Source organism: Dokdonella sp. (genome assembly GCF_017744955.1).
In the GTDB taxonomy this organism is placed as follows: Bacteria; Pseudomonadota; Gammaproteobacteria; order Xanthomonadales; family Rhodanobacteraceae; genus Dokdonella_A.
On record NZ_JAGIAG010000003.1, the window covers coordinates 316,349 to 337,175 of the forward strand.

The following is a 20,827-nucleotide window of genomic DNA, read 5'->3' on the forward strand; positions in this document are numbered from 1 at the left end:
GTCGTCTTACGCCGCGGCAACCGCGCGCGCCTCCATCAGCTGGATGAAACGATCGAACAAACCGGCCACGTCGTGCGGGCCGGGACTGGCTTCCGGGTGCCCCTGGAAGCTGAATGCGGGCGCATCGGTGAGCGCGATGCCCTGCAGCGAGCCGTCGAACAGCGAGCGGTGCGTCGCGCGCACGTTCGACGGCAGAGTCGCCTCGTCGACGGCGAAGCCGTGGTTCTGGCTGGAGATCATCACGCGGCCATTATCGAGGTCGATGACCGGATGGTTCGCGCCGTGATGGCCGAACTTCATCTTGATCGTCTTCGCGCCGGTGGCGAGGCCGAGCAGCTGGTGGCCGAGGCAGATGCCGAACAGCGGCAGCCTGGCGCGCACGAATTCGCGGATCGCGGCGATCGCGTAGTCGCACGGTTCCGGATCGCCGGGGCCGTTGGACAGGAACACGCCGTCCGGATTCAGCGCGAACACCTCGCTCGCCGGCGTCTGCGCCGGTACCACGGTGATCTCGCAGCCGCGATCGGCCAGCATGCGCAGGATGTTCTGCTTGACGCCGTAGTCGTAGGCGACGACGCGGTGGCGCGCCGGCACCTGCGCGAATGCGGTGCGGTCGAGGTCGTAGCTGCCCTCGCGCCAGGAATAGCGCTCCTTCACCGACACGACCTTGGCGAGATCCATACCCTTCAGGCCCGGAAATCCGCGCGCGGCCGCGAGGGCGTCTTCTTCCGACACGTCGGCGCCGGCGAGGATGCAGCCGTCCTGCGCGCCCGTGTCGCGCAGGATGCGCGTCAGCCGGCGGGTGTCGATCTCGGCGATGGCGACAATGCCGTGCCGCTTCAGATAGGCGTCCAGCGTCTCCTGCGAGCGCCAGTTGCTGGCCAGGATCGGCAGATCGCGGATGACCAGGCCGGCGGCGTGCACGGCGGTCGATTCGGCGTCCTCGGCGTTGCAGCCGGTGTTGCCGATGTGCGGATAGGTGAGCGTGACGATCTGTCGCGCGTAGGAGGGGTCGGTCAGGATTTCCTGATAGCCGGTCATCGCCGTGTTGAACACGACTTCGCCGACGGTTCGCCCCTCCGCACCGATGGAAAGGCCGCGGAAGATCGTTCCGTCGGCGAGTGCGAGTAGAGCCGGTGTCGTCATTGAGATTCGCCTGCTGTGAACCGCCGCACGCCCGGGCGCCGACACCGGATGCAGCGAAACCCGCGGGCTGGCGTCAACCAGTCCGTTGGGAAGGAAAAGGGGATCAAGGCGAGCGGGAATTCTAGCAGGATGTCGGGCGCGGATCATCCAATCGCATCGCGCGGCGCGATCCCGCGCCAGGTGCCGTATCCTGCTGCGGCGAAGTCTACAATTGGCCTGCCCGCCGCTCTTCTCCCTCTCCCGCTTGCGGGAGAGGGCCGGGGTGAGGGAAAGCGGAGCGCAGCGCTCCGGCTCCCCTCACCCGCGCCTGCGGCGCGACCTCTCCCGCAAGCGGGAGAGGCGACTGATTTCCACCTGCCCAGATTCGATCATGAACGCCGTCCCGCAACCGATCGACCCGCCCCGCCTGCTCGATCCGGCGCGCCTCGCGCGCGGCGACACCGTCGTGCATGCGCAGCCGTTCGCGTTCTTGATCGCGCGCGATCAGCTTCCCGACGACGCACGTGCCGAGCTCGCGGCCGATTTCCCGCGCTATCCGAGCGCCGGCTTCTTCCCGCACGAGGCGAAGGACTGCGGGCCGTCGCTGAACCGGCTGATCGACGAGCTGACCTCGCGCGAGTTCGCCGACGCGATCGGCGCGCGCCTCGGCATTCCCGACCTCGGCGAGTATCCGAGCCTGGTCACGATCTGCCGCTCGCTGAACAAGCGCCACGGCACCATCCACACCGACAGCCGCTCGAAGATCGTCACGGCGCTCGTCTACCTCAACGAGAGCTGGCCGCCGATCAGCGAGGGCTGCTTCCGCTTCCTGAACCGCATCGACGACATCGACGACCTGGTCGTGCCGGAAATCCGCCCGCTGTACGGCAATCTCGTCGCATTCCGCCGCGCCGACAACTCCTTCCACGGCCACCTGCCGCACGAAGGTGAGCGCCGCGTGGTGCAGGTCGCCTGGCTCACCAGCGAAGACGAAAAACTGCGCAAGACCCAGCGCGGCAAGCTCTCGCGCCTGTTCAAGAAACTGTTCGGCGGCGTCGACCGCAAGCTCGGCGCCGGACGCGACCGTAACGCGGCGCATCGCGACTGAGCGACGCAGCAATCCAGGAACCGCTCAACGACCATGTCCGACTGCCGTCGTCCTTTCTTCGCGCAAGCCCTCCTCGTCCTGGTCCTGCTCGCCGTTTCCTCGCAAGCGGTGGCGCGGCGCGGCGAACCGCCCTACACGCTGCAGCAGCACGCCAAGCTGGCGCGCGTGCTGCCGGTGATCGACCTGCCCGCGATCGACGCCGCCTCGCGGCGGCTGGAAATCGACGCGGCCGCGAGCCTGACGCTCGGCACGAGCACCAAGCGCGAACGCGTCGCCGATCCGCGCGAGGTGTCGCTGACGCCGCAGCGCGACGGCGTGTGGGACACGCTCGCCGACGGCTCGCAGCTCTGGCGCGCGCAGGTGCGCGCCGCCGGCGCGACGGACTTGCGCCTGGCCTTCCGCCGCTATGCACTGCCGCCCGGCGCGACGCTGTACCTGATCGGCGCCGACGGCTACTACCAGGGTCCGTACGTCGCCGACGACGGCACCGGCGAGACGGCCCGCACCTTCCGCGCACCGGTCGTTCCCGGCGACACCGCGACGATCGAGCTGCACGTACCGGCCGCGGCCTGGCCGCTGGCCGACGACGCGCTCGAACTCGGCCAGGTCGGCGCCGGCTTCCGCGACCTGTTCGCGCGCGAGCCGATCGATCTGGTCAAGCTCGGCAGCCCGGGGCGGTCGGGCGCGTGCAACGTCGACGTGGTCTGTCCGCTCGGCGCGCCGTACGTGGACGAAAGCCGCGCGGTGGCGCACTTCGAGTTCTTCGACGACGACGAACGCGGCTACTACATCTGCAGCGGCACCCTGCTCAACAACACGGCGCACGACCGCCGCAACTATTTCCTGACCGCGGCGCACTGCATCGACAGCATGGCCGAGGCGGCCTCGATGGTGCTGTACTGGAACTACCAGTCGACGCGCTGCGGCGCCCTGGTCGCGCCCGCCGGCGGCTGGTTCAACGACGAGCAGCGCGGCGCAACGCTGCGCGCGACGCGCGCCGACGTCGATGTGACCCTGGTCGAACTCGATCGCACGCCGCAAGCGGACTGGAACGTCTACTACGCCGGCTGGGATGCGAACGGCGCCGCGCCCGGCGGCACGATCGGCATTCACCATCCGAGCGGCGACGCGAAGAAGATCACCGCCGGGCCGGCGCCCTCGGTGGTCGGCAACTGCACCGTGGTCGCGCCGGCAGCCAACGACACGCACTGGCAGACCGGACCGTATTCGCAGGGCACGACCGAGGGCGGCTCGTCCGGCTCCGCCCTGTTCGTGCCGGCCGGCGGCAGCGCGCAGAAGCGCGTCATCGGCACCCTGACCGGCGGCGATGCCTCCTGCTTGGGTTCGCAGCCGAATTTCTCCACCGATTGCTACGGCCGGCTCGCCCGCGCGTGGAACGGCAACGGCGCAGCCACGCGACTGCGCGACTGGCTCGACCCGGCGAACTCGAACGCGAAGGCGATCGACGGCCTCGACAGCCGTTCGACGACGCCGCTGGCTCCGCGGAGTCATTCGCAGCGGCCGCTTCCGCCACGGCTTCAGTCTCGCGCGTCGCGCTGACGGCGTCGCTCGCGATGCGCCTGATCGACACGCACTGCCATCTCGACGCGCCCGAGTTCGACGCCGACCGCGCCGACGTCGTCGCGCGCGCCGAGGCCGCCGGCGTGCAGGCGCAGGTCGTGCCGGCGATCGCGCTGTCGACCTTCGCCAAGCTGCGCGACGTCTGCGCCGCGCACGCGAACCTGCACCCGGCCTACGGCCTGCATCCGATGTATCTCGCCGAGCACCGGCCCGAGCACCTGGACGCGCTGCGCGAATGGATCGATCGCGACCGCCCGCTCGCGATCGGCGAATGCGGGCTGGATTTCTTCGTCGAGGGCCTCGACGCGCAAACGCAGCGCTTCTACTTCGTGCGCCAGCTCGAACTCGCGCGCGAATTCGGCCTGCCGCTGATCGTCCACGCGCGCCGCGCCGTCGACGAGGTGATCGCCACGATCCGCCGCGTCGGCGGGCTGCGCGGCGTCGTGCACAGCTGGTCCGGCAGCGAGGAGCAGGCGCGGCAGCTGTGGAAGCTCGGCTTCCTGCTCGGCATCGGCGGACCGGTCACGCACGAACGCGCGCAGCGCCTGCGCCGCCTGGTCGCGTCGATGCCGCTGGAATGCCTGCTGCTGGAAACCGACTCGCCCGACCAGCCGCTCGCCGACCACCGCGGCGAGCGCAACGAGCCGGCGCGGCTGCGCGAAGTGCTCGACGTCATCGCCGCGCTGCGCGAGGAATCGGCCGAGGACATCGCGCGCGCGACGGCGGCAAACGCGGAACGTCTGTTCGGCCTCGCCTCAATCGCCGCCTGATCGCGCCACCGCGCCGAACAGTTCGTAGCGGCTTTCGGTCACGCGCCGGCCGGCGCGCGGGCGGATCTCGAACGACAGGGTCTGCGCCGCCGACGGCAAGGCGAAGTCCACGTCCATCTGCGACCAGCGCCGCGACGGGTTGGCCTGCGTATCCGGCCACGCGCCGACGCACACGCCGTCGACCCAGATCTCCGCCGCCTGCCCCTCGACGCCGGCGTCGAAGGTGCGGCGCAGGCGGAACGAGCCGCCCGCCCGCGGCGCGGTCAGCGTGAAGCGGCTCGCCGTCGTGCCGGTGCAGACCGCGGCCGTGCGCCCGGTCGGCGGCTCGTCGCCGAATCGCGCGGACAGCATCGCGCAATCCGCGTCGCCCGCACGCCGGTAGTCGGCCGCGGCTTCGGAGGCGGCGTCGCCGACTTGCAGCGTGGCGAGGATTTCCTGCGCCGGCTCGGGACGCGCGTAGTAGAACGCCACGCTACGCAGGCACATCGGCTCGGTGCCGTCGGCGCCGTTCTCGAGCTTGTAGGTGATGGACTGCCGCCAATGCGGCGCGTCGGTCAGGAACCAGCGATACATCGAGGCCGCGTCGTCCGTGCGCCCCGCATGGCGAAACGGGGCGCCGGCGAGAGGTCCTGAATAGGCGCTCTGGTCGAAATAGAAGCCGCCGTTGAACAGATCCTCGACGCCGGTGCCGTACCACAACGGCTGCACGCTGCCGTCGACGTAGACGCGCTCGTCGCCTTCGAGGTAGTAGCCGCCCTCGCGCACGCCGTCGCCGCTCATCCAGGCGACCAGGCCGACCATGCGGCCGCTGCCGCGATGTTCGAGCAGGACTTCGTCGCCGAGCGCCGGCGTCGTCGGGCAGGCTGCATGAACGTAGGTGCGCAGCGTGCCGGCATCCGCAGGCGGCGCGCGCGTGTCCACCTCGAAAACCGAGCGGACGTTCGCCGTTCGCGCATCCGCGCCTTCGCGCAGACGCAGCGCGACCTCGATGCCGCGCCGATACGGCATCGGCAGTGCGGCGTAGAACGCACCGCCGGCGTCGACGCCGGCGAACACGCCGAGCGGCCGCATCGGATCGGCCGCGTCCGCGGCGAAGAACTCGGCGATCGGCAATTCGATCGCCGTCTCGCCGTCGACCATGATCGACAGCACGACGTCGTCCCAGCGCTCGCGCGCGATCCCGATCCGCGTCGAGGTGATCGTCCCGAACCCGTCGCGATGCAACAGCACGAGCGGCGCACCGGCGCCCAATTCGGCCGCATTCCACTCCGCGAACGGATCGAGCGGACGACGATCGCGGCCGAACGGCAGCCGCGCCGCGAATGCCCGGTCCGCGCTCGCAGGCTGCTCCAGACGCTGCGCCAGAGTGAGGAAATCCGCCGCGCCGGCGAAACTCCGCACCGGCGTGGCGTCCGCCACCTGCGTGTAGTTGATCTGGTACCACAAGCGCAGCCCCGTACCGTTCAGCAGCGCGATCTTGATGCCGCGCCGATACGGCAGCGGCAGGTAGGAAACGTTGCCACCGCTGCTCTGCAGGCGATCGGTCATCAGCGGCGCCGCGCCGCGCCGGGCGAGCGGATCGTCGAAGAAGCGATCGAGCGGCACGTCGACGGTCGGCGCGGCTTCTCCGTCGAAGTAGATGCGCAGGCGCACGTCCGACGGCAGCGGCTGGCTGACGCCGTCGCCGGTGGTCATCCACACGCGCGTCACCGCGCCGGCGCCCGGCTGGTCGAAGATCACGCCCTGCTCGCCTTCGGCGGTCGACTCGATGCGCACGAAGCGCGGGCCGCCGCGGCCGGGATCGACCGAGGTGCGGTCGTAGCGGCAGCCGTCGAGGCAGTAGCTGCTGGCGAGATAGCTGCCGTAGTCGCCGCCGACGCGCGCGACGTCACCGAGGTCGTTCCAGGTTTCCCACGGCAAGTCGCCGGCCCGTGCTGCCGCGGCGAAGGCCAGCAGCGCGGCGACGCCGATCTTGCGCATGCACGGCCAACCGCGCTGGCCGGCAGCGCGCACGTTACGCGGTCGCTTTGGCGTCTTCGGCCAGCAGGCGCGTCAGCGCGCGCGACACCGCCGCGAACGCGAACGCGGCGGTCACGTGGGTGGCCGCACCGAGCCCGCCGCCGCAGTCGAGCTTGAGCGAGTCGCCGCCGGCCGGGCGCACTCCGCAGACGCTGCCGTCGGCTTGCGGGTAGCGCACGTTCTCGCGCGAATAGACCGCCTGCACGCCGAAGTAGCGCTTCGGGCCGCGCGGGAAGTTGAACTCCTCGCGCAGCTTCTTGCGCACCAGGGCGAGCAAGGCGTCGTGTTCGGTCTTGGACAGGTCGCGCACCGCGATCAGCGTCGGATCGGTGCGCCCGCCGGCGGAGCCGATCGTGATCAACGGCCGCTTGCGGCGGCGGCACCAGGCGATCAGCTCCACTTTCACGCGGAACGCGTCGCAGCAGTCGACCACCAGGTGGTAGTCGCGATCGAGCATGTCCGCCAGGTTCGCCGGCGTGACGAACGCCTCGATCGCGTCGACGGCGATGGTCGGGTTGATCGCGCGCGCGCGCTCGGCCATCACCGCGACCTTCGCGCGGCCGTATTCGCCGTCGAGCGCGTGCAGCTGGCGATTGGTGTTGCTGACGCAGACCTCGTCGGCGTCGATGATCGTCAGGCGGCCGACGCCGCTGCGCGCCAGCGCCTCGACCACCCACGAACCGACGCCGCCGATGCCGATCACGCACACGTGCGCACGCGCGAGGCGCGCGACGCTGCCGGCGCCGTACAAGCGGTCGATGCCGAGAAAGCGTTGCTCGACGAGGGGCTGGTCCATGGACCGCGCAGTATCGCCGATCGCGGCGCGGCCGTCTTCGGCGACGCAACATTCCCGCCGAAAACGGCGGTGCTAGGATGCCGCTGGGGATCGGCCTTGGCCGCAACGTCGTGGGAAGCATCGTAGAGGGGCGGGCCGAAGCTCCGTGTCCAATCGACCATCCACAAAGGGGCCAGCATGGAACAGTATCTTCCGTTGATCATCCAGATCATCGCCGGTGCGATCGGCGGCAATGCGGCGGGAGCGGCCGCGAAGAACGTCAGCCTCGGCGGCGCCGGCAACACCATCGCCGGCGCGATCGGCGGCGGCGTGCTCGGTCAGCTGCTGCAGACGGTGCTGCCGATGCTGCAAGGCGCCGCCGGCGGCGGTCTCGACATCGGCGCGATCGCCGGCAACCTGGTCGGCGGCGGCGCGGCCGGTGCGGTCGTCACGGCGATCATCGGCCTGATCAAGAACAGGAGCGCGGCGAGGTAACGCGCACGAAAATCGGCACACGGACGTGCCTCCGTTCCATCGCACGCATCATGGATTCTTCCGTTCCGCGCATCCGGCTCGCGCAAGCCGACGACGACGACTTCATCCTCGGCCTGGTCGACCGCTTCGTCGAGTTCGAACTGCCGCCGTGGCGCCGACGCGGTGAGTGCGCCGCCGGCATCCGCGACGACCTCGCGCGTCACCTGCGCGAGCAGCCGCCCGGCTCGCACGTCTTCGTCGCCGAGGACGACGACGGCGAACGCGCCGGCTTCCTGCACCTGCAGACCGTGACCGACTTCTTCACCGCGGCGCAGAACTGCCACATCGCCGACCTCGCCGTCGCGCCGCAGCGCGAAGGCCGCGGCATCGCCGGCGCGCTGCTGCATTTCGCCGAAGACTGGGCCAGGCGCCACCGCTGCCGGCACCTCACGCTGGCGGTATTCCCGGGCAACGAACGCGCCCGCGCGCTGTACGAGCGTCACGGCTACGGCGTCGATCTGCTGCGCATGGCCAAGAAGATCTGACGCGAGCGTCCGGCATCGCCCGGCGACGGGCAGTTATCCAAGCGTCAACTATTTGTTCTATGCTCCGCGGCCAGGTACGTGATCGACGGCGCGGCGGACCTTCCGCCGCCCGCAACGGAGGCACGATGCTCGCTGAAGTGCGCAGCCTGGGCGACATCCACAGCACACGCGTGCTGTCGCTGGATTCGACCGGTCGCATCCTCGACTGGATGAGCTGGCAGGACGCGGTCTGCCTGTACGTGCGCGGCGCGGTCGCCTGGACGCTCGGCGAGGCCTGCCTGACGATCCACGGCGGCATCAACCGCCTGTCCGGCGAACAGAGCCGCATCGACCTGCACCCGATCGTCGCCAGCACCGGCCACGCGCGCCCCGTCGCGATCGACCCGGCGCCGGCGCTGACCAACGTCGCGCTGTTCGCGCGCGATCGCATGCTGTGCCTCTACTGCGGCGACCATTTCCATCGCGGCGAGCTGACGCGCGATCACGTGGTGCCGGTGTCCAAGGGCGGCCGCGACATCTGGACCAACGTGGTCACCGCGTGCTGGTCGTGCAACGTCAAGAAAGGCAATCGCACGCCGCAGCAGGCCGGCATGCCGCTGCTCGCCGTGCCGTACCGGCCGAGCTGGGTCGAGCATCTGATCCTGTCGAACCGCAACATCCTCGCCGACCAGATGGAATTCCTCGTCAGCCATCTGCCCAAGAGCCGGCGCGCGAGCTAGGTCGCGGTCGCTCGATGACGTCTCCCGCCGGCGGCGACACCGCACCGAGTTCGCCGAACTTCACCCGCCTGCGCTGGCTGATCCGGCTGAACCGCCACCCATCGGCCCTGTTGCTGCTGGTACAGCTGGCGGGACTCTTGATCTATCCGTTCCTCGAACAGCGGCCGGGCGGCACGGCATTGCTGCGCGGCTTCGGCGTGATCGTGCTCGGCGTGGCGATCTGGATGGTGCAGCGGAGTTCCGGCCGCGCCTGGATCAGCGCCGGCATCGCCGCGCCGGTGCTGCTGATCGACCTGCTGGAAACCGTTTTCGACCTGCCGGGGCTGCGACCGTGGTCGGCGGCGCTCGAAGCCTCGTTCTACTTCTACGCGGCCGCCTGCCTGATCCGCTACATGCTGGCCGACCGGCGCGCGACCAGCGACGAGCTGTTCGCCGCCGGCGCGACCTTCACCCTGCTCGCCTGGGCCTTCACCTACCTGTTCGTGCTGTGCCAGTTGCTGCAACCCGGCGCGTTCGGCGGCGCGATCGATCCGGGCGCGCCGCGCAGCTGGACCGAACTGCTGTTCATGAGCTTCGTGCTGCTTTCCAGCACCGGCATCGGCGACGTGATTCCGCTCAGCGGTCCGGCGCGCGCGCTCGCCAGCCTGGAGATCTTCACCGGCGTGATGTATCTCGCCCTGGTCGTCTCGCGGCTGATCGGGCTGACCGTGCTCAAGCGCGGCGAATAGTCTCGCGCCGGCCCCGGCGGCCGCGCAAATATTTCAGAAAGATTACGCACTTGCGTGGCGAATCTAGGGTTAGCCCGGATGGTTCGCGCCGCGCGCGGCGACCACACTTCGGCGCATCCGAAGGTCGGCGCGACGCCGACCCGTGCAGGCGAGGACGACGACATGGGCATCGGCAGTGTGATCAGCGGCGCGGCGTCATGGGTCAAGAACACGGCCGAGGACGCGGTCGACGCCGGCGCGGACGCGCTGAAGGGCGCACAGGATTTCGTCGGCGACCGCCTCGACGACCTCGACCAGGCCAAGGACTGGGTCGGCGGCAAGATCGACGGCGCGGTCAAGGGCGCCGAGCAGGCGGTCGACGGTTTCCGCGAGGGCCTGGTCGAATTCGGCGAGGAACACGGCGGCATCGTCGGCAAGGCCGTCGCGCAGAGCGTGTCGAACTCGATCGGCCTGACCGAAGGCGCGACCCTGGCCGTCTACGACATGGGCAAGGGCGTGGTGCAGCTCGCCGACGGCGCCAGCAAGCTGGTCAATCCGCTGGAATGGGCCGCGCACGGCGGCGAGAACCTGCAGCGGCTGGAAAAGGTCGGCCAGGCCGCCGAGGCGATCGGCAACCTGACCAGTCCGGTGGCCTGGGTCACCAACACCGAGGGCAACGCGAACACGGCCAAGGCGCTGTGGAACGGCGTGACCGAGGGCTATCAGGACGCGGCGCGCGACGGCGACTGGTCGAAGTTCATCGGCCGCGGCGTGGTCGACGTCGGCAGCCTGTTCCTCGGCGTCGGCGAGGCGAACGCGGCGATCAAGGGCGCGCAGGGCGCGAACGCGGTGGCCAAGGTCGGCGAAGGCGTGCGCGCGGTCGACGCGGTCACCGATGGCGCACGCGCGCTGGACGCGCTCGGCGATGCCGGCAAGGCCACGCGCGGCGCCGATGCGGCGGGCGACGCGGGCAAGGCGGCGAAGGCCGGCGAGGAAGCGGGCGACGCCGCCAAGGCCGGCGAATCGGCGAAAGGATTGCAGACCGTGACCGAAACGATCGGCCAGAACCAGGTCACCTGGAAGGTCGACGCCAACGGCATCGCGCACGACGTCAGCTTCGATCTCAAGGAAGCCTACAGCGGCGTCAAGCGCAGCAAGACCGAGGTGGACGCGCAGGCCGACGTCGCTGCACGCGGCGTCGCCGGCGACCAGGGCGGCCACATCGTGGATTTCCGCTTCGTGCTCGATCAGGGCTCGAAGAACATGTTCCCGCAGAACGCGAACTTCAATCTGAGCGCGTTCAAGAAGCTCGGCAACGAGTGGTCCGACTGGATCAAGGGCAACCGCGAGGTGCGCGGCGAATTCTCCTTCGATCCGCCCGGCGCGGCGCGCCCGGACTACGTGCAGGTGCGCTACGAGGTCGTCGATCCGGCGACCGGCAACACCGTTTACTCCAATTCGGTTCTGTTCGAGAATGACGCCGGCCAAGTGTTCGACCGCATTCCGCGCGCCGACATGCCCAACTACCCGAACTGAGCCATGAGCGAAAAATCGGTACTCGTTCAGGATCTCGCGCAGCTGCTCGCCGGCGATGAGGGCTATTCCGCGCAGCCGTGGCAGTCGCTGGTGATGGTCGGCGAGGTAGTGCCGGGCCGCACCTCGATGAATGGGTTCGTCTACCTCGACAACGGCCAGGCGGTACCGGCCAGCCCGCGCAGCATGGAGGCGCTGAAGAAGCTGAAGGAAGTCTCCGCCGCGATGCAGGCGGAAAGCGGCAAGCGCTGGCTCGCCTGCGTCGTGCGCATCGACCGCCCGTCCGGCAAGGTCGACATCCACTTCGAGTACGACGACGCCGAACGCTGGCTGATCACGCCGCAGAACGTGGCCGGCATGGCCGAAACGCTGCGCCCGGCCGCCTGACGCCCTGGCGGCCGCGGCGACGCGCCACCCGGCCGCCTGATCTCGTCACCGTCATTTCCTTGCCCCGGCGGCCCGGCGGGCCGAAAATAGCCGGATGATCGACAGCCAACGCTATCCCCGTCTCGCCCACATCGACTCGCCGGCGGACCTGCGCCGTTTTCCGGAGTCCGAACTCGGCGACATCGCGCGCGAACTGCGCGCCTATCTGATCGAGTCGGTGGCGACTTCGGGCGGCCATTTCGGCGCCAACCTCGGCGTGATCGAGCTGACGGTCGCGCTGCATTGGCTGTACGACACGCCGACCGACCGCCTGGTCTGGGACGTCGGCCATCAGTGCTACCCGCACAAGATCCTGACCGGCCGCCGCGACCGCATCACGACGGTGAAGAAGAAGGACGGCGTGGCGCCGTTCCCGAACCGCAGCGAGAGCGAGTACGACACCTTCGGCGTCGGCCACTCCTCGACCTCGATCTCGGCCGCGCTCGGCATGGCGCTCGCCGCGCAGCGCAAGGAGAACGGCGGCGACCCGCGCAAGATCGTCGCCGTGATCGGCGACGGCGCGATGACCGCCGGCATGGCGTTCGAGGCGCTGAACCACGGTGGCGCGCTCGACCCGGACATGCTGGTCATCCTCAACGACAACCAGATGTCGATCAGCGAGAACGTCGGCGCGCTGACCCAGATGCTGGCGCGCCTGATGGCCAGCCGCACGCTGAACCGCATCCGCGAGAGCACCAAGAAGATGCTCAAGCGCGACGGCTTCTGGTGGCGCTTCGTCAAGCGCTGGGAGGAGCACGCCAAGGGCATGTTCGTGCCTTCGACGCTGTTCGAGGAATTCGGCTTCCACTACACCGGCCCGATCGACGGCCACGACTTGCCGCTGCTGGTGTCGACGCTGCGCACGCTGAAGGAACTGAAAGGCCCGCAGCTGCTGCACGTGATCACGACCAAGGGCAAGGGCTACGCGCCGGCCGAGCGCGAGCAGATCGAATACCACGCGGTCGGACCGTTCGATCCGGCCGCGGGCGTGGCCAAGAAGGCCGGCGCGTCGAAGCCGACCTATACCGAGATCTTCAGCGACTGGCTGTGCGACATGGCGGCCGCCGACCCGCGCCTGTACGGCATCACGCCGGCGATGCGCGAAGGCTCCGGGCTGGTGCGTTTCTCGAAGGAATACCCGCAGCGCTACTTCGACGTCAGCATCGCCGAGCAGCACGCCGTCACGCTCGCCGCCGGCATGGCCTGCGAAGGCGCCAAGCCGGTGGTGGCGATCTACTCGACGTTCCTGCAGCGCGCCTACGACCAGCTGATCCACGACGTCGCCCTGCAGGACCTCGACGTGCTGTTCGCGATCGACCGCGCCGGCGTGGTCGGCCCGGACGGCGCCACGCACGCCGGCAGCTTCGATCTTTCCTACCTGCGCTGCATTCCGAACATGCTGGTGATGGCGCCGGCCGACGAGGACGAATGCCGCAAGATGCTGACCACCGGCTTCCTGCACCACGGCCCCGCCGCGGTGCGCTATCCGCGCGGCAGCGGCACCGGCGCGCAGGTCGCCAGCGAACTCGCCACCCTGCCGGTCGGCAAGGCGGACCTGCGCCGCCGCGGCCGCGGCATCGCCCTGCTCGCCTTCGGCGCGATGGTCGCGCCGAGCGCGAAGGTCGCCGAGACGCTCGACGCGACGCTGGTCAACATGCGTTTCGTCAAGCCGCTCGACGAAGCGCTGGTGCTGGAACTCGCGCAGTCGCACGCCGCCCTCGTCACGATCGAGGACAACGCGATCGCCGGCGGCGCCGGCAGCGGCGTGGCCGAACTGCTCGCTGCGCACGGCGTGCATGCGCCGATCCTGCACCTCGGCTTGTCCGACCGCTTCCTCGACCACGCCAGCCGCGAGGAACTGCTCGCGCTCGACGGACTCGACGCGGCCGGCATCGAGAGCGCGATCCGCAAGCGCTTCGGCGACCTGCTCGTCGCACCGCCGTTGCGCAGCACGGGCTGAACATTCCGGCACGAACGTCCGACCGTCGCCACGGTCTCGGCCCGCGTCGATCGCGCAACGACGGCCGGCAATCCACAGGGGAAGCAATGCCATCCACCCAGCGGGCATGGACTCACGCGCTGCGAGCGCAGCGCCACGCGTGGCTGCTGGTGCTGATCGCCGCGAGCGTCGCGATCGCCTGGATCGCGTCGTCCTACTGCCACAGCGCCGGCGACACCAAGGGAACGCTGCTGGTCAGCCAGGAAATCGTCCAGCACGGCAGCGTGCGCCTGGATCGCTACGACGAAGCCGAGCTGCGCCGCTTCGGCTATCCGCTCTCCCGCAAGAACGGCCACCTCTACGATTTCTTTCCGCTCGGCACGCCGCTGCTGAGCACGCCGTTCGTCGCGGTCGCGAACCTGTTCGGCCTGAACGTGTACGACCACCACGACGACGACGCGGTGCAGATGACCATCGCCGCGACCGTGGTCGTCGCGATGCTGTGGCTGTTGTTCGGAATGGCCCGGCTGTTCCTCGATCCCTGGCCCGCCGCCGGCATCGCCGTCGTGTGCGTGCTCGGCACCTCCGTCACCAGCACGGGGCTGTCCTCGCTGTTCTCGCACGACTTCGCGGCGCTCGCGGCGACGGTCGCGATCTACCTGGCCGTGCGCGGCATACGCCAAGGAACGCGTGTGCGCGTGATCCTCGTCGGCGGCTGCCTGTTCCTGGCCTATCTGTGCCGGCCGACGATGTCGCTGCTGGCGCCGTTCCTGCTGCTGTACGTGTTCCTCTATCGCCGCATCGCGGCCGTCCAGTGCGGCGCCGTGCTGGCCGCCTTGCTCGTCGGCTTCATGCTGTGGAGCCAGCACGAATACGGGCAATGGCTGCCCAACTACTATCTGCCGCAGCGCCTCTCGCCGACCGATTTCGCCACCGCCGCCTGGCAGGACCTGTTCGGCCCCTCGCGCGGCCTGTTCGTGTTCTCGCCGTTCCTCGCGCTGGTGCCGCCGCTCGCGCTGCTGCTGGTGCTGGTGCGGCGCGATCGGGATTACCTGTGCACGCTTCTGGTCGGCCTCGCCTGGCCGATCGTGCACTGGCTGGCGATCGCGCGCTTCCCGCACTGGTGGGCGGGCTGGTCCTTCGGCCCGCGCCTGATGTTCGACTGCCTTCCGGGCCTGTTCCTGGCGCTGTTCCACTCGCTGCACCTGCTGCGCGGCAGTCGCGCGTGGGTCTACGCGCTGATCGCGGTGCTCGGCGCGTTCTCGATCTACGTCAACGTCTACCAGGCGTTCGTCAATCCGTATCCGATGCGCTGGAACGCCGAGCCGAACGTCGACGACTATCCGGAATACGTCTCCGACTGGCGCTATCCGCAGTTCCTGCACGACGCCGAGCGGCACCGGCGGCGCCTCGACGAATTCAAGCGCATCCTCGAACTGCCCAGCGATTCGCCCGACCCGATGTTCAGCGGCTTCTCGCCGCCGCGCGGCGGGTTGCGCTGGAACACGACCGGCTCGTCGACGATCCGGCTGCCGCTCCCGCCCGGCAACCTTCCCGAAGGCCGGCTGCTCGTCGCCGGCCACCTGAGCGGCGACCACGCGCTGCGCATCGTTCTGAACGGTCACGTCATCTACGAAGGCCGCCACGTGGGCGGGCACATGCGCCTGCCGATCACGTTCGACCCGGCCTGGTTCGTCGCCGGTGACAACGTGCTCGCCTTCGAGGTGACCGACGCGCCGGGCAAGCCCGACCTGTTCGGCCTGGCCAGCCTGTCCGTGTTCCCGCATCCCTGAGCGCGTCGCCCTAGGCTCTGCCGACGCTGACGCGCTCGCGCCCTTCCACGTCGCGCTCCGTCGAGACGCGACCGTAGCCGTTCGCGAGCAGCACTCCCCGCACGGCCTCGCCCTGCGTATGGCCGTGCTCGAACAGCAGCCACCCGTCACCCTGCAAGTGCGCGCGTGCCTCCGCGGCGATGCGGCGGATCGCGTCGAGCCCGTCGGCGCCGGAAGCGAGCGCGGCCGGCGGCTCGAAGCGCAGGTCGCCCTGCGCGAGGTGCGCGTCGCCCACCTCGATGTACGGCGGATTGGAAACGATCAGGTCGAAACGCGCCTCGCCGAGCGCCGCGCACCAGTCGCCCTGCGCGAACACGACGTTGGCGATGCCCAGGCGCCGCGCGTTGTCGCGCGCGACGGCGAGCGCCTCGGCGCTGGCGTCGGTGGCGAGCACGCGCGCGAGCGGGCGTTCGCTCGCCAGCGCCAGCGCGATCGACCCCGAGCCGGTGCCGAGATCGGCGACCGCGACCTCGCGCTGGTTCGGAATGCGCGCCAGCGCGAGTTCGACCAGCAGCTCGGTTTCGGCGCGCGGAATCAGCACCGCCGGCGTCACTGCCAGATCGAGCGACCAGAACTCGCGCCGGCCGGTCAGGTACGCGATCGGCTCGCCGCGAACACGCGCGTCGAGCAAGCGCTGGTAGCCGGCGCGCTGCTCCGCGTCCGGCTCGAACTCCGGCCACGCGAACAGCCACGCGCGCGTTCGCCCGAGCGCGTGCGCGAGCAGCAGCTCGGCCTCGAAGCGCGCATCCTCGCCGCCCAGCCGGGCGGCGCCGGCGGCGAGCAGTTGCCTGACCGCACTCACGGCGCGGACGGCGCCTCGGTCGCCGTCGCGGCATCAGCCGCCGTCGGCGCGGCGTCGCTCTCGACCGCCGCCGCTTTCGGCACGCTGCGCCAGTAGCCGCCGCGCGTCCATGCGGCGAAGCCGCGGCGCAGCCAGCCGACCAGCGCGCTGGCCAGCCACAGCGCCCAGGCCAACATCGCGAGCTGGTAGGTCCACAACGGCAGGCTGAAAGCACTCGCGACTGGCAATGCGTCGACGCCGCGATCGGCGAACCAGTGCAGCTCCCACGCGCTCGATCCGTTGCCGACGACGTGCATGTCCGGCGACCCGAGCAGACCCTGCCGGATCGACGCGACCAGGCACAGCAGCGCGACGGCGGTCGACACGAAGAGCCCGATCTGCGCGAGATTGAAACGGCGCGCCGACGCGGAAGGTTCGACGCGCGCGCGCCAGTCGAGCGCGAATAGCCAGGCGACGACGAGGACCAGGGCGACCCACGAGAAGGTCGAGAAGCCCAGCCCGAGCAGGACCCATTGCCACCGCTTCAACGGCGAACGCGGCAGCCGCGACAGCGCGAACGCGACCAGCAGCATCGCCACCAGTTCGCCCCAGTACAGCACCGCCGGGCCCGCCGCCGGGCCGCTGCTCGCGAGCAGCCAGCGGCTGCCGGGCAAATGGATGTCCAGCCCGATGTTCGCCGCCGGCAGGCCGAGCGCGACGGCCGGCGTCGCCGCCCTGAAACCGAGCGGCGCGTCGTCGCGGAAACGGATCTCGAAGTTCTGCACGCCGGGCACCAGCGGCAGGCTCAGGCGGCCGTCCTGCGGGCGCAGGTTCAGCGGCTCGCCGTTGCGCCGCACGCCGAGCAGTTCGGCGTGTGCCGGCAAGGCGATCACGTGGTCGCCGCCCTGGCTCGCGCGCATGCCGAGCAGCAGTGTCGAGGTCGACGCGCGCTGGCCGACTTCGTACGCGAGATTCACCGAATCGATCGCGCGCGTGGCGCCCTGCGTCGCAGCCGGGCGCGTGATCTTCAAGGTCAGCGTTTCGCCTGGCAGCGGGTGGAACTCGAAGCCGTGGTAGTCGTCGGCGTCGCCGCCGAAGAGCGCTGCGACTTCGGGCACGCCCGAGAACTCCACGTGCCAGGTCGGACTGACCGTGATCTGCCACACCTCGGCGCTGCCGGCGAGCGGCGGTGCGGTCAGGCTCAATGTCTCGCTCTTGTCGAGATTGGACGACCATTCCGCCTGCGCGGCGTCGCTGCCGATCGCGGCCACGACACGGCCGTCGACGACTTTCACGCCGGCGCTCGTCACGTGCTCGCCGGCGAGCACCGGCACCTCGACGGTGAAGCCACCCTCCTTCGGCGACAGGCGCTCCACGCGCGTGCTCACGCCCCAGTCGAGGCCCAGCGTCAACGCGCGCTGCACGCGCACGAACGGGGCGAACTGCTGCGCGCCCGAATTCACCGGCGCCTCGTCGCCGGAACGCGAGCGCGCCAGCGTCAGCGTCTCGGTCAGCAGCCGGTCCTCGACCAGGCCGCTCGCCTCCCAGCCGCCGCCGGCGAACTGCGCGCGCATCGGCTTCAGCGGAAAGGCCAGCGCGACCTTGTCGGCGGCGGCGGTGAACGCCAGCTCGATGCGATGCACGCCGCGCGGCAGTGCGATCCACAGCGCCGCATCGGCGCGGGCGATCGCGTCCTGCGGGGCGCCGTCGACGCGCAGACTACGCAGGCTCAGCGTCTTCTCGTCGAACGGCAGCGGCACGGCGACACGCTCGGCCGCGTGCACCTCAAGCGCGACCTCGATCGCGTCGCCGCGCGCGGAAATCTCGGCACCGGCGACGGCGGCGCAGGTCGGCGCGCATTTCGGCGCCTCGGTCAGGCGCGTGCGCAGCTCGTCGAGCAGGTGGTCGGGCGGAAAGCTCTGCGCCCGCGACGGCGTGCTCGCACCGAACACGCCGAGCGCGAGCGCGCCGATCCATACCGGCGCGGAAGCGCGCAGCGGAATGCGCAGCGCCGGCGTCGCCAGTCGCAGCACGAGCCAGGCGAGCAGCGCCACCAGCACCAGCCGCAGCGGCCGCACCAGCCACGGCGGCGCGATCACCAGGCGCACGTCCTGCGTCGGCAGGACCGGCCCGCTCCAGGCGAGCTGATAGCGATGGCCGAGCTGCCAGCCCGGTTCGCCGGCGCCGGTCTGCACCACCGTCGAGGCGCTGTAGCGCTCGATCACATCCATCTTGCGGATCTTCGAGCCGGAGACGGTGACGGTTTCGAGATACTCGCTGTTCGAATCGCGCGCGTATTTCTGCGCCGGCGCAGAAGATTCCGTCACCGGGGCAGGCGGCGGCGGCGCGGGAGCCGGCGCCACCTGCGCCTCGTCCTGCGCCTGCGACGGTTCTCCCGCGCCAGCCGGCGCACGCGTGCGATGCCGCCACGGCGCCTCCTCGTCGAACGCGCCGATCCACGCGCCGCGGTCGCTTTCGAGCTGCGGATACAACGCGTAGCGCAGCTGGCCGGCGGCGAACGGTAGCGCCGTCAGCACCAGCAGCAGCAGCGCCGCGCGCTTCAGCCACGTCGCCGCGACCGCCAGCTTGCCCGGCGGCAACGCGCGCGCGATCGACGCCAGCGCGAGCGCGGCGAGCAGACTCCACATCGGCGCGCCGAACTCCTGATAGCCGAGCACCAGATACGCCGCCGCAGCCACGCCGCCGAGCGCGCCGAGCACGCGCCAGGCGAGCAGCACCAGCACCGCCGCGACGAACACGTCGAGCAGGGTCCAGCGCGAAATCCAGCTGCCGTCGGCGCGATCGGCGCCCGGCGCGCCGAGCAGCCGGTAGCCGTTCGGCAGATGCACGATGGTGTCGACGCGGTCGAAGCTGTCCTGCCAGCCGGTGATCGGCAGCGACGCGCCGGCCGGCGCGATGCGCAGCCCGGCGGCGAGATCGACCTGCGGCGTGCGCCATTCGACGCCGCTGAGTTTTTCTTCCGCTCCGCGCGTGACCAGCAGCGACTCGCCGGCGGTGCCGCGTCCGTTGCCGGCGACCTGCGCGCGTTCGAGCACGAACGGCGCGGCCGCGTCGAAACGCCAGCCTTGCAGCATCTCGCCGCTCACGTGGTCGCGCGCGAACCAGCCGCCGCCGTCGAAATCGAGCCACATCTCGCGACGCAGCGTGAGGCGGTTGCGCTCGTCCGGCGCGAGGCCGCGCGAGCGCTGTTCGATCGTCAGCTTGGCGCCGTCGCCGAGCGCGAACGCGGGCAGCGCCTCCCATTCGGAAGGGACCTGCGCCTGGCGCGGATCGACCTGCACGGCACCGCTCGCCGCACTGATGCGCAGGCGCGGATCGGCGGCGTAGCTCCAGATTTCCTGCTGTGGCCACGGCGCGCCGGGCACGCGCGCCGTCGCGTCCGCGAGCGGCGCGGTCGCGCGCGCGTCGAGCGTCAGCGTGTCGGTGCCGGGCTGCACGCGAACGCGCAGACGGCCGTCCGCATCGAGCCGCGCCGGCCATTCGCCGTTCAGCGCCAGCGGCACGAAGCCGTCCGGCAGCACCGGTCCGATGATTTCCTCGCGCGCCTGGCCGGAGGCGTAGATCTGGATGACGGTGCGCAGTTCCGCCGGCACGCCGTCGCCGAGGCGGCGGTAGACGCGCAGGTCGAGGCTGTCCGCTTCCGGCGCGCCGGTGCTGGCGCGGCCGAGCGTGAGTTCGTCGCCGTCGCGCTGCACCGGCACGACCGCCTTGCCGTCGATCGTGAGCGCGACCAGTCCGGCCCGCTGCGGCACGCGCAGCGACTGCGGGCGCTCGCGCCACGGGATGCGCGCGCGCAGCTCGTGGCTGCCGGCAGCCAGGCGCAGCATCGGGGCTCCTTCGCGCTCGACGACCGGCGCGGCCTGTCCGTCCAGCGTGACCTGCTGCGGCCAGTGCTCGTCGTCGCCGGGCAGCGGCACCCACGCCTCCGCGTCGACGCGCCAGTGCTGCGCGAGACTGGCGCCGCCCGCATCGACCGCGACGTTCAACACACCGGGCCACGCGCACAGGAAATCCGACGCGTCGTTGCCGGCCTTGCCGGCGATCAGCGGACAGGCGCGGAACTCCTGCTGCTTCAACACCCAGGCCCGCCACGGTTCGAGCGAGGCCGGCACGACGGGTTCGGCCTGCGCCGACGCGGCGATCGTCAACAGCGCGAGACGCGCGAGGCAAAGCAGAAGCGGACGCATGAACTCTCCTTGTGCGGACGGTGGACCGTTGCAACGGAACGCTGCCGGAAGCGGGGTTGATGATCGCGAAAGCGGATGCCGCCCCTGCTGTCGACGCATTCCCCTCGTCGACGCGGCCTGGCGCATCTTAGAGCCTGTCCGCGGCGTTCCAGTATCTCGCGTCGCGCGATTGCGCCGCGCCGATTGCCGATCGCGGCCCGATGTGCGACGGATGGCGCAGGCTTAGACCGACTCCCGCGGGCCGCTGCGCACCGCCGGCCGTTCGCCTACACTGCGCGGCTGCGG

16 protein-coding genes are annotated in these 20,827 nt (G+C 70.5%); 11 read left to right on the forward strand and 5 right to left on the reverse strand.

Features of this window, described 5'->3' with window-relative positions; genetic code table 11:
• Nucleotides 1–6: 6 nt before the first annotated feature.
• Nucleotides 7–1,146 carry a glutamine-hydrolyzing carbamoyl-phosphate synthase small subunit gene (gene carA, locus J7520_RS09505; protein ID WP_291187256.1) on the reverse strand — a complete coding sequence of 380 codons (1,140 nt, stop codon included), beginning with the start codon at nucleotides 1,144–1,146 and terminating at the stop codon, nucleotides 7–9.
• Nucleotides 1,147–1,516: 370 nt separating this feature from the next.
• On the opposite strand from carA, the gene J7520_RS09510 reads away from it, so the two are divergent.
• The 3 genes from J7520_RS09510 to J7520_RS09520 are packed head-to-tail and all read left to right on the forward strand — an operon-like array spanning nucleotide 1,517 to nucleotide 4,584.
• Nucleotides 1,517–2,233 carry a 2OG-Fe(II) oxygenase gene (locus tag J7520_RS09510; RefSeq protein WP_291187260.1) on the forward strand — a complete coding sequence of 239 codons (717 nt, stop codon included), beginning with the start codon at nucleotides 1,517–1,519 and terminating at the stop codon, nucleotides 2,231–2,233.
• Nucleotides 2,234–2,266: 33 nt separating this feature from the next.
• A complete protein-coding gene (locus tag J7520_RS09515; RefSeq protein WP_291187263.1) occupies nucleotides 2,267–3,793 on the forward strand; it encodes a trypsin-like peptidase domain-containing protein in 1,527 nt (508 codons plus the stop codon).
• 14 nt (nucleotides 3,794–3,807) lie between these two features.
• Nucleotides 3,808–4,584 carry a TatD family hydrolase gene (locus J7520_RS09520; protein ID WP_291187266.1) on the forward strand — a complete coding sequence of 259 codons (777 nt, stop codon included), beginning with the start codon at nucleotides 3,808–3,810 and terminating at the stop codon, nucleotides 4,582–4,584.
• On the opposite strand, the gene J7520_RS09525 is transcribed toward J7520_RS09520, so the two are convergent.
• Entirely contained in the window at nucleotides 4,570–6,564 is a 1,995-nt protein-coding gene (locus J7520_RS09525) for a DUF2961 domain-containing protein (RefSeq protein ID WP_291187269.1), read from the reverse strand. The two genes, J7520_RS09520 and J7520_RS09525, sit on opposite strands and share 15 nt — an antisense overlap.
• Before the next feature lie 34 nt (nucleotides 6,565–6,598).
• Entirely contained in the window at nucleotides 6,599–7,399 is an 801-nt protein-coding gene (gene tcdA, locus J7520_RS09530; RefSeq protein WP_291187272.1) for a tRNA cyclic N6-threonylcarbamoyladenosine(37) synthase TcdA, read from the reverse strand.
• Between the two features lie 177 nt (nucleotides 7,400–7,576).
• Between tcdA and J7520_RS09535 the strand changes: the two genes are divergently transcribed.
• The 8 genes from J7520_RS09535 (at nucleotide 7,577) to J7520_RS09570 (ending at nucleotide 15,514) form a co-directional block, all read left to right on the forward strand.
• A complete protein-coding gene (locus tag J7520_RS09535; protein ID WP_291187275.1) occupies nucleotides 7,577–7,873 on the forward strand; it encodes a hypothetical protein in 297 nt (98 codons plus the stop codon).
• Nucleotides 7,874–7,923: 50 nt separating this feature from the next.
• Nucleotides 7,924–8,397: a GNAT family N-acetyltransferase gene (locus J7520_RS09540; protein ID WP_291187278.1), complete on the forward strand. Its 474-nt coding sequence runs from the start codon at nucleotides 7,924–7,926 to the stop codon at nucleotides 8,395–8,397.
• Nucleotides 8,398–8,522: 125 nt separating this feature from the next.
• Nucleotides 8,523–9,116: an HNH endonuclease gene (locus tag J7520_RS09545; protein ID WP_291187281.1), complete on the forward strand. Its 594-nt coding sequence runs from the start codon at nucleotides 8,523–8,525 to the stop codon at nucleotides 9,114–9,116.
• A gap of 14 nt (nucleotides 9,117–9,130) precedes the next feature.
• The gene (locus J7520_RS09550; protein ID WP_291187284.1) at nucleotides 9,131–9,844 is read left to right on the forward strand and encodes an ion channel; all 714 of its coding nucleotides are present in this window, start codon (nucleotides 9,131–9,133) and stop codon (nucleotides 9,842–9,844) included.
• Between the two features lie 78 nt (nucleotides 9,845–9,922).
• Nucleotides 9,923–11,359, forward strand: a complete 1,437-nt coding sequence (locus J7520_RS09555; RefSeq protein WP_291187287.1) for a hypothetical protein — start codon at nucleotides 9,923–9,925, stop codon at nucleotides 11,357–11,359.
• A 3-nt stretch (nucleotides 11,360–11,362) separates the two neighbouring features.
• Nucleotides 11,363–11,743 carry a hypothetical protein gene (locus tag J7520_RS09560; RefSeq protein ID WP_291187290.1) on the forward strand — a complete coding sequence of 127 codons (381 nt, stop codon included), beginning with the start codon at nucleotides 11,363–11,365 and terminating at the stop codon, nucleotides 11,741–11,743.
• Between the two features lie 94 nt (nucleotides 11,744–11,837).
• Nucleotides 11,838–13,742 carry a 1-deoxy-D-xylulose-5-phosphate synthase gene (gene dxs / locus J7520_RS09565; RefSeq protein WP_291187292.1) on the forward strand — a complete coding sequence of 635 codons (1,905 nt, stop codon included), beginning with the start codon at nucleotides 11,838–11,840 and terminating at the stop codon, nucleotides 13,740–13,742.
• Nucleotides 13,743–13,828: 86 nt separating this feature from the next.
• On the forward strand, nucleotides 13,829–15,514 hold the full coding sequence (locus J7520_RS09570) for a hypothetical protein (RefSeq protein WP_291187295.1): 1,686 nt from the start codon (nucleotides 13,829–13,831) through the stop codon (nucleotides 15,512–15,514).
• Between the two features lie 10 nt (nucleotides 15,515–15,524).
• On the opposite strand, the gene prmC is transcribed toward J7520_RS09570, so the two are convergent.
• Together prmC and J7520_RS09580 are read right to left on the reverse strand one after the other, a co-directional pair.
• Nucleotides 15,525–16,355 (reverse strand): peptide chain release factor N(5)-glutamine methyltransferase, encoded by an 831-nt coding sequence (gene prmC / locus J7520_RS09575; RefSeq protein WP_291187298.1) that lies wholly within the window; start codon nucleotides 16,353–16,355, stop codon nucleotides 15,525–15,527.
• Nucleotides 16,352–20,542: a hypothetical protein gene (locus J7520_RS09580; RefSeq protein ID WP_291187301.1), complete on the reverse strand. Its 4,191-nt coding sequence runs from the start codon at nucleotides 20,540–20,542 to the stop codon at nucleotides 16,352–16,354. Before J7520_RS09580 ends, prmC begins: the two co-directional genes overlap by 4 nt.
• Nucleotides 20,543–20,827: the final 285 nt, after the last annotated feature.

Coding starts and splice junctions, on each gene's coding strand:
- carA (WP_291187256.1), bottom strand. CDS start 1,146: ATGACGACACCGGCTCTACTCGCACTCGCCGACGGAACGATCTTCCGC.
- J7520_RS09510 (WP_291187260.1), top strand. CDS start 1,517: ATGAACGCCGTCCCGCAACCGATCGACCCGCCCCGCCTGCTCGATCCG.
- J7520_RS09515 (WP_291187263.1), top strand. CDS start 2,267: ATGTCCGACTGCCGTCGTCCTTTCTTCGCGCAAGCCCTCCTCGTCCTG.
- J7520_RS09520 (WP_291187266.1), top strand. CDS start 3,808: ATGCGCCTGATCGACACGCACTGCCATCTCGACGCGCCCGAGTTCGAC.
- J7520_RS09525 (WP_291187269.1), bottom strand. CDS start 6,564: ATGCGCAAGATCGGCGTCGCCGCGCTGCTGGCCTTCGCCGCGGCAGCA.
- tcdA (WP_291187272.1), bottom strand. CDS start 7,399: ATGGACCAGCCCCTCGTCGAGCAACGCTTTCTCGGCATCGACCGCTTG.
- J7520_RS09535 (WP_291187275.1), top strand. CDS start 7,577: ATGGAACAGTATCTTCCGTTGATCATCCAGATCATCGCCGGTGCGATC.
- J7520_RS09540 (WP_291187278.1), top strand. CDS start 7,924: ATGGATTCTTCCGTTCCGCGCATCCGGCTCGCGCAAGCCGACGACGAC.
- J7520_RS09545 (WP_291187281.1), top strand. CDS start 8,523: ATGCTCGCTGAAGTGCGCAGCCTGGGCGACATCCACAGCACACGCGTG.
- J7520_RS09550 (WP_291187284.1), top strand. CDS start 9,131: ATGACGTCTCCCGCCGGCGGCGACACCGCACCGAGTTCGCCGAACTTC.
- J7520_RS09555 (WP_291187287.1), top strand. CDS start 9,923: ATGGTTCGCGCCGCGCGCGGCGACCACACTTCGGCGCATCCGAAGGTC.
- J7520_RS09560 (WP_291187290.1), top strand. CDS start 11,363: ATGAGCGAAAAATCGGTACTCGTTCAGGATCTCGCGCAGCTGCTCGCC.
- dxs (WP_291187292.1), top strand. CDS start 11,838: ATGATCGACAGCCAACGCTATCCCCGTCTCGCCCACATCGACTCGCCG.
- J7520_RS09570 (WP_291187295.1), top strand. CDS start 13,829: ATGCCATCCACCCAGCGGGCATGGACTCACGCGCTGCGAGCGCAGCGC.
- J7520_RS09580 (WP_291187301.1), bottom strand. CDS start 20,542: ATGCGTCCGCTTCTGCTTTGCCTCGCGCGTCTCGCGCTGTTGACGATC.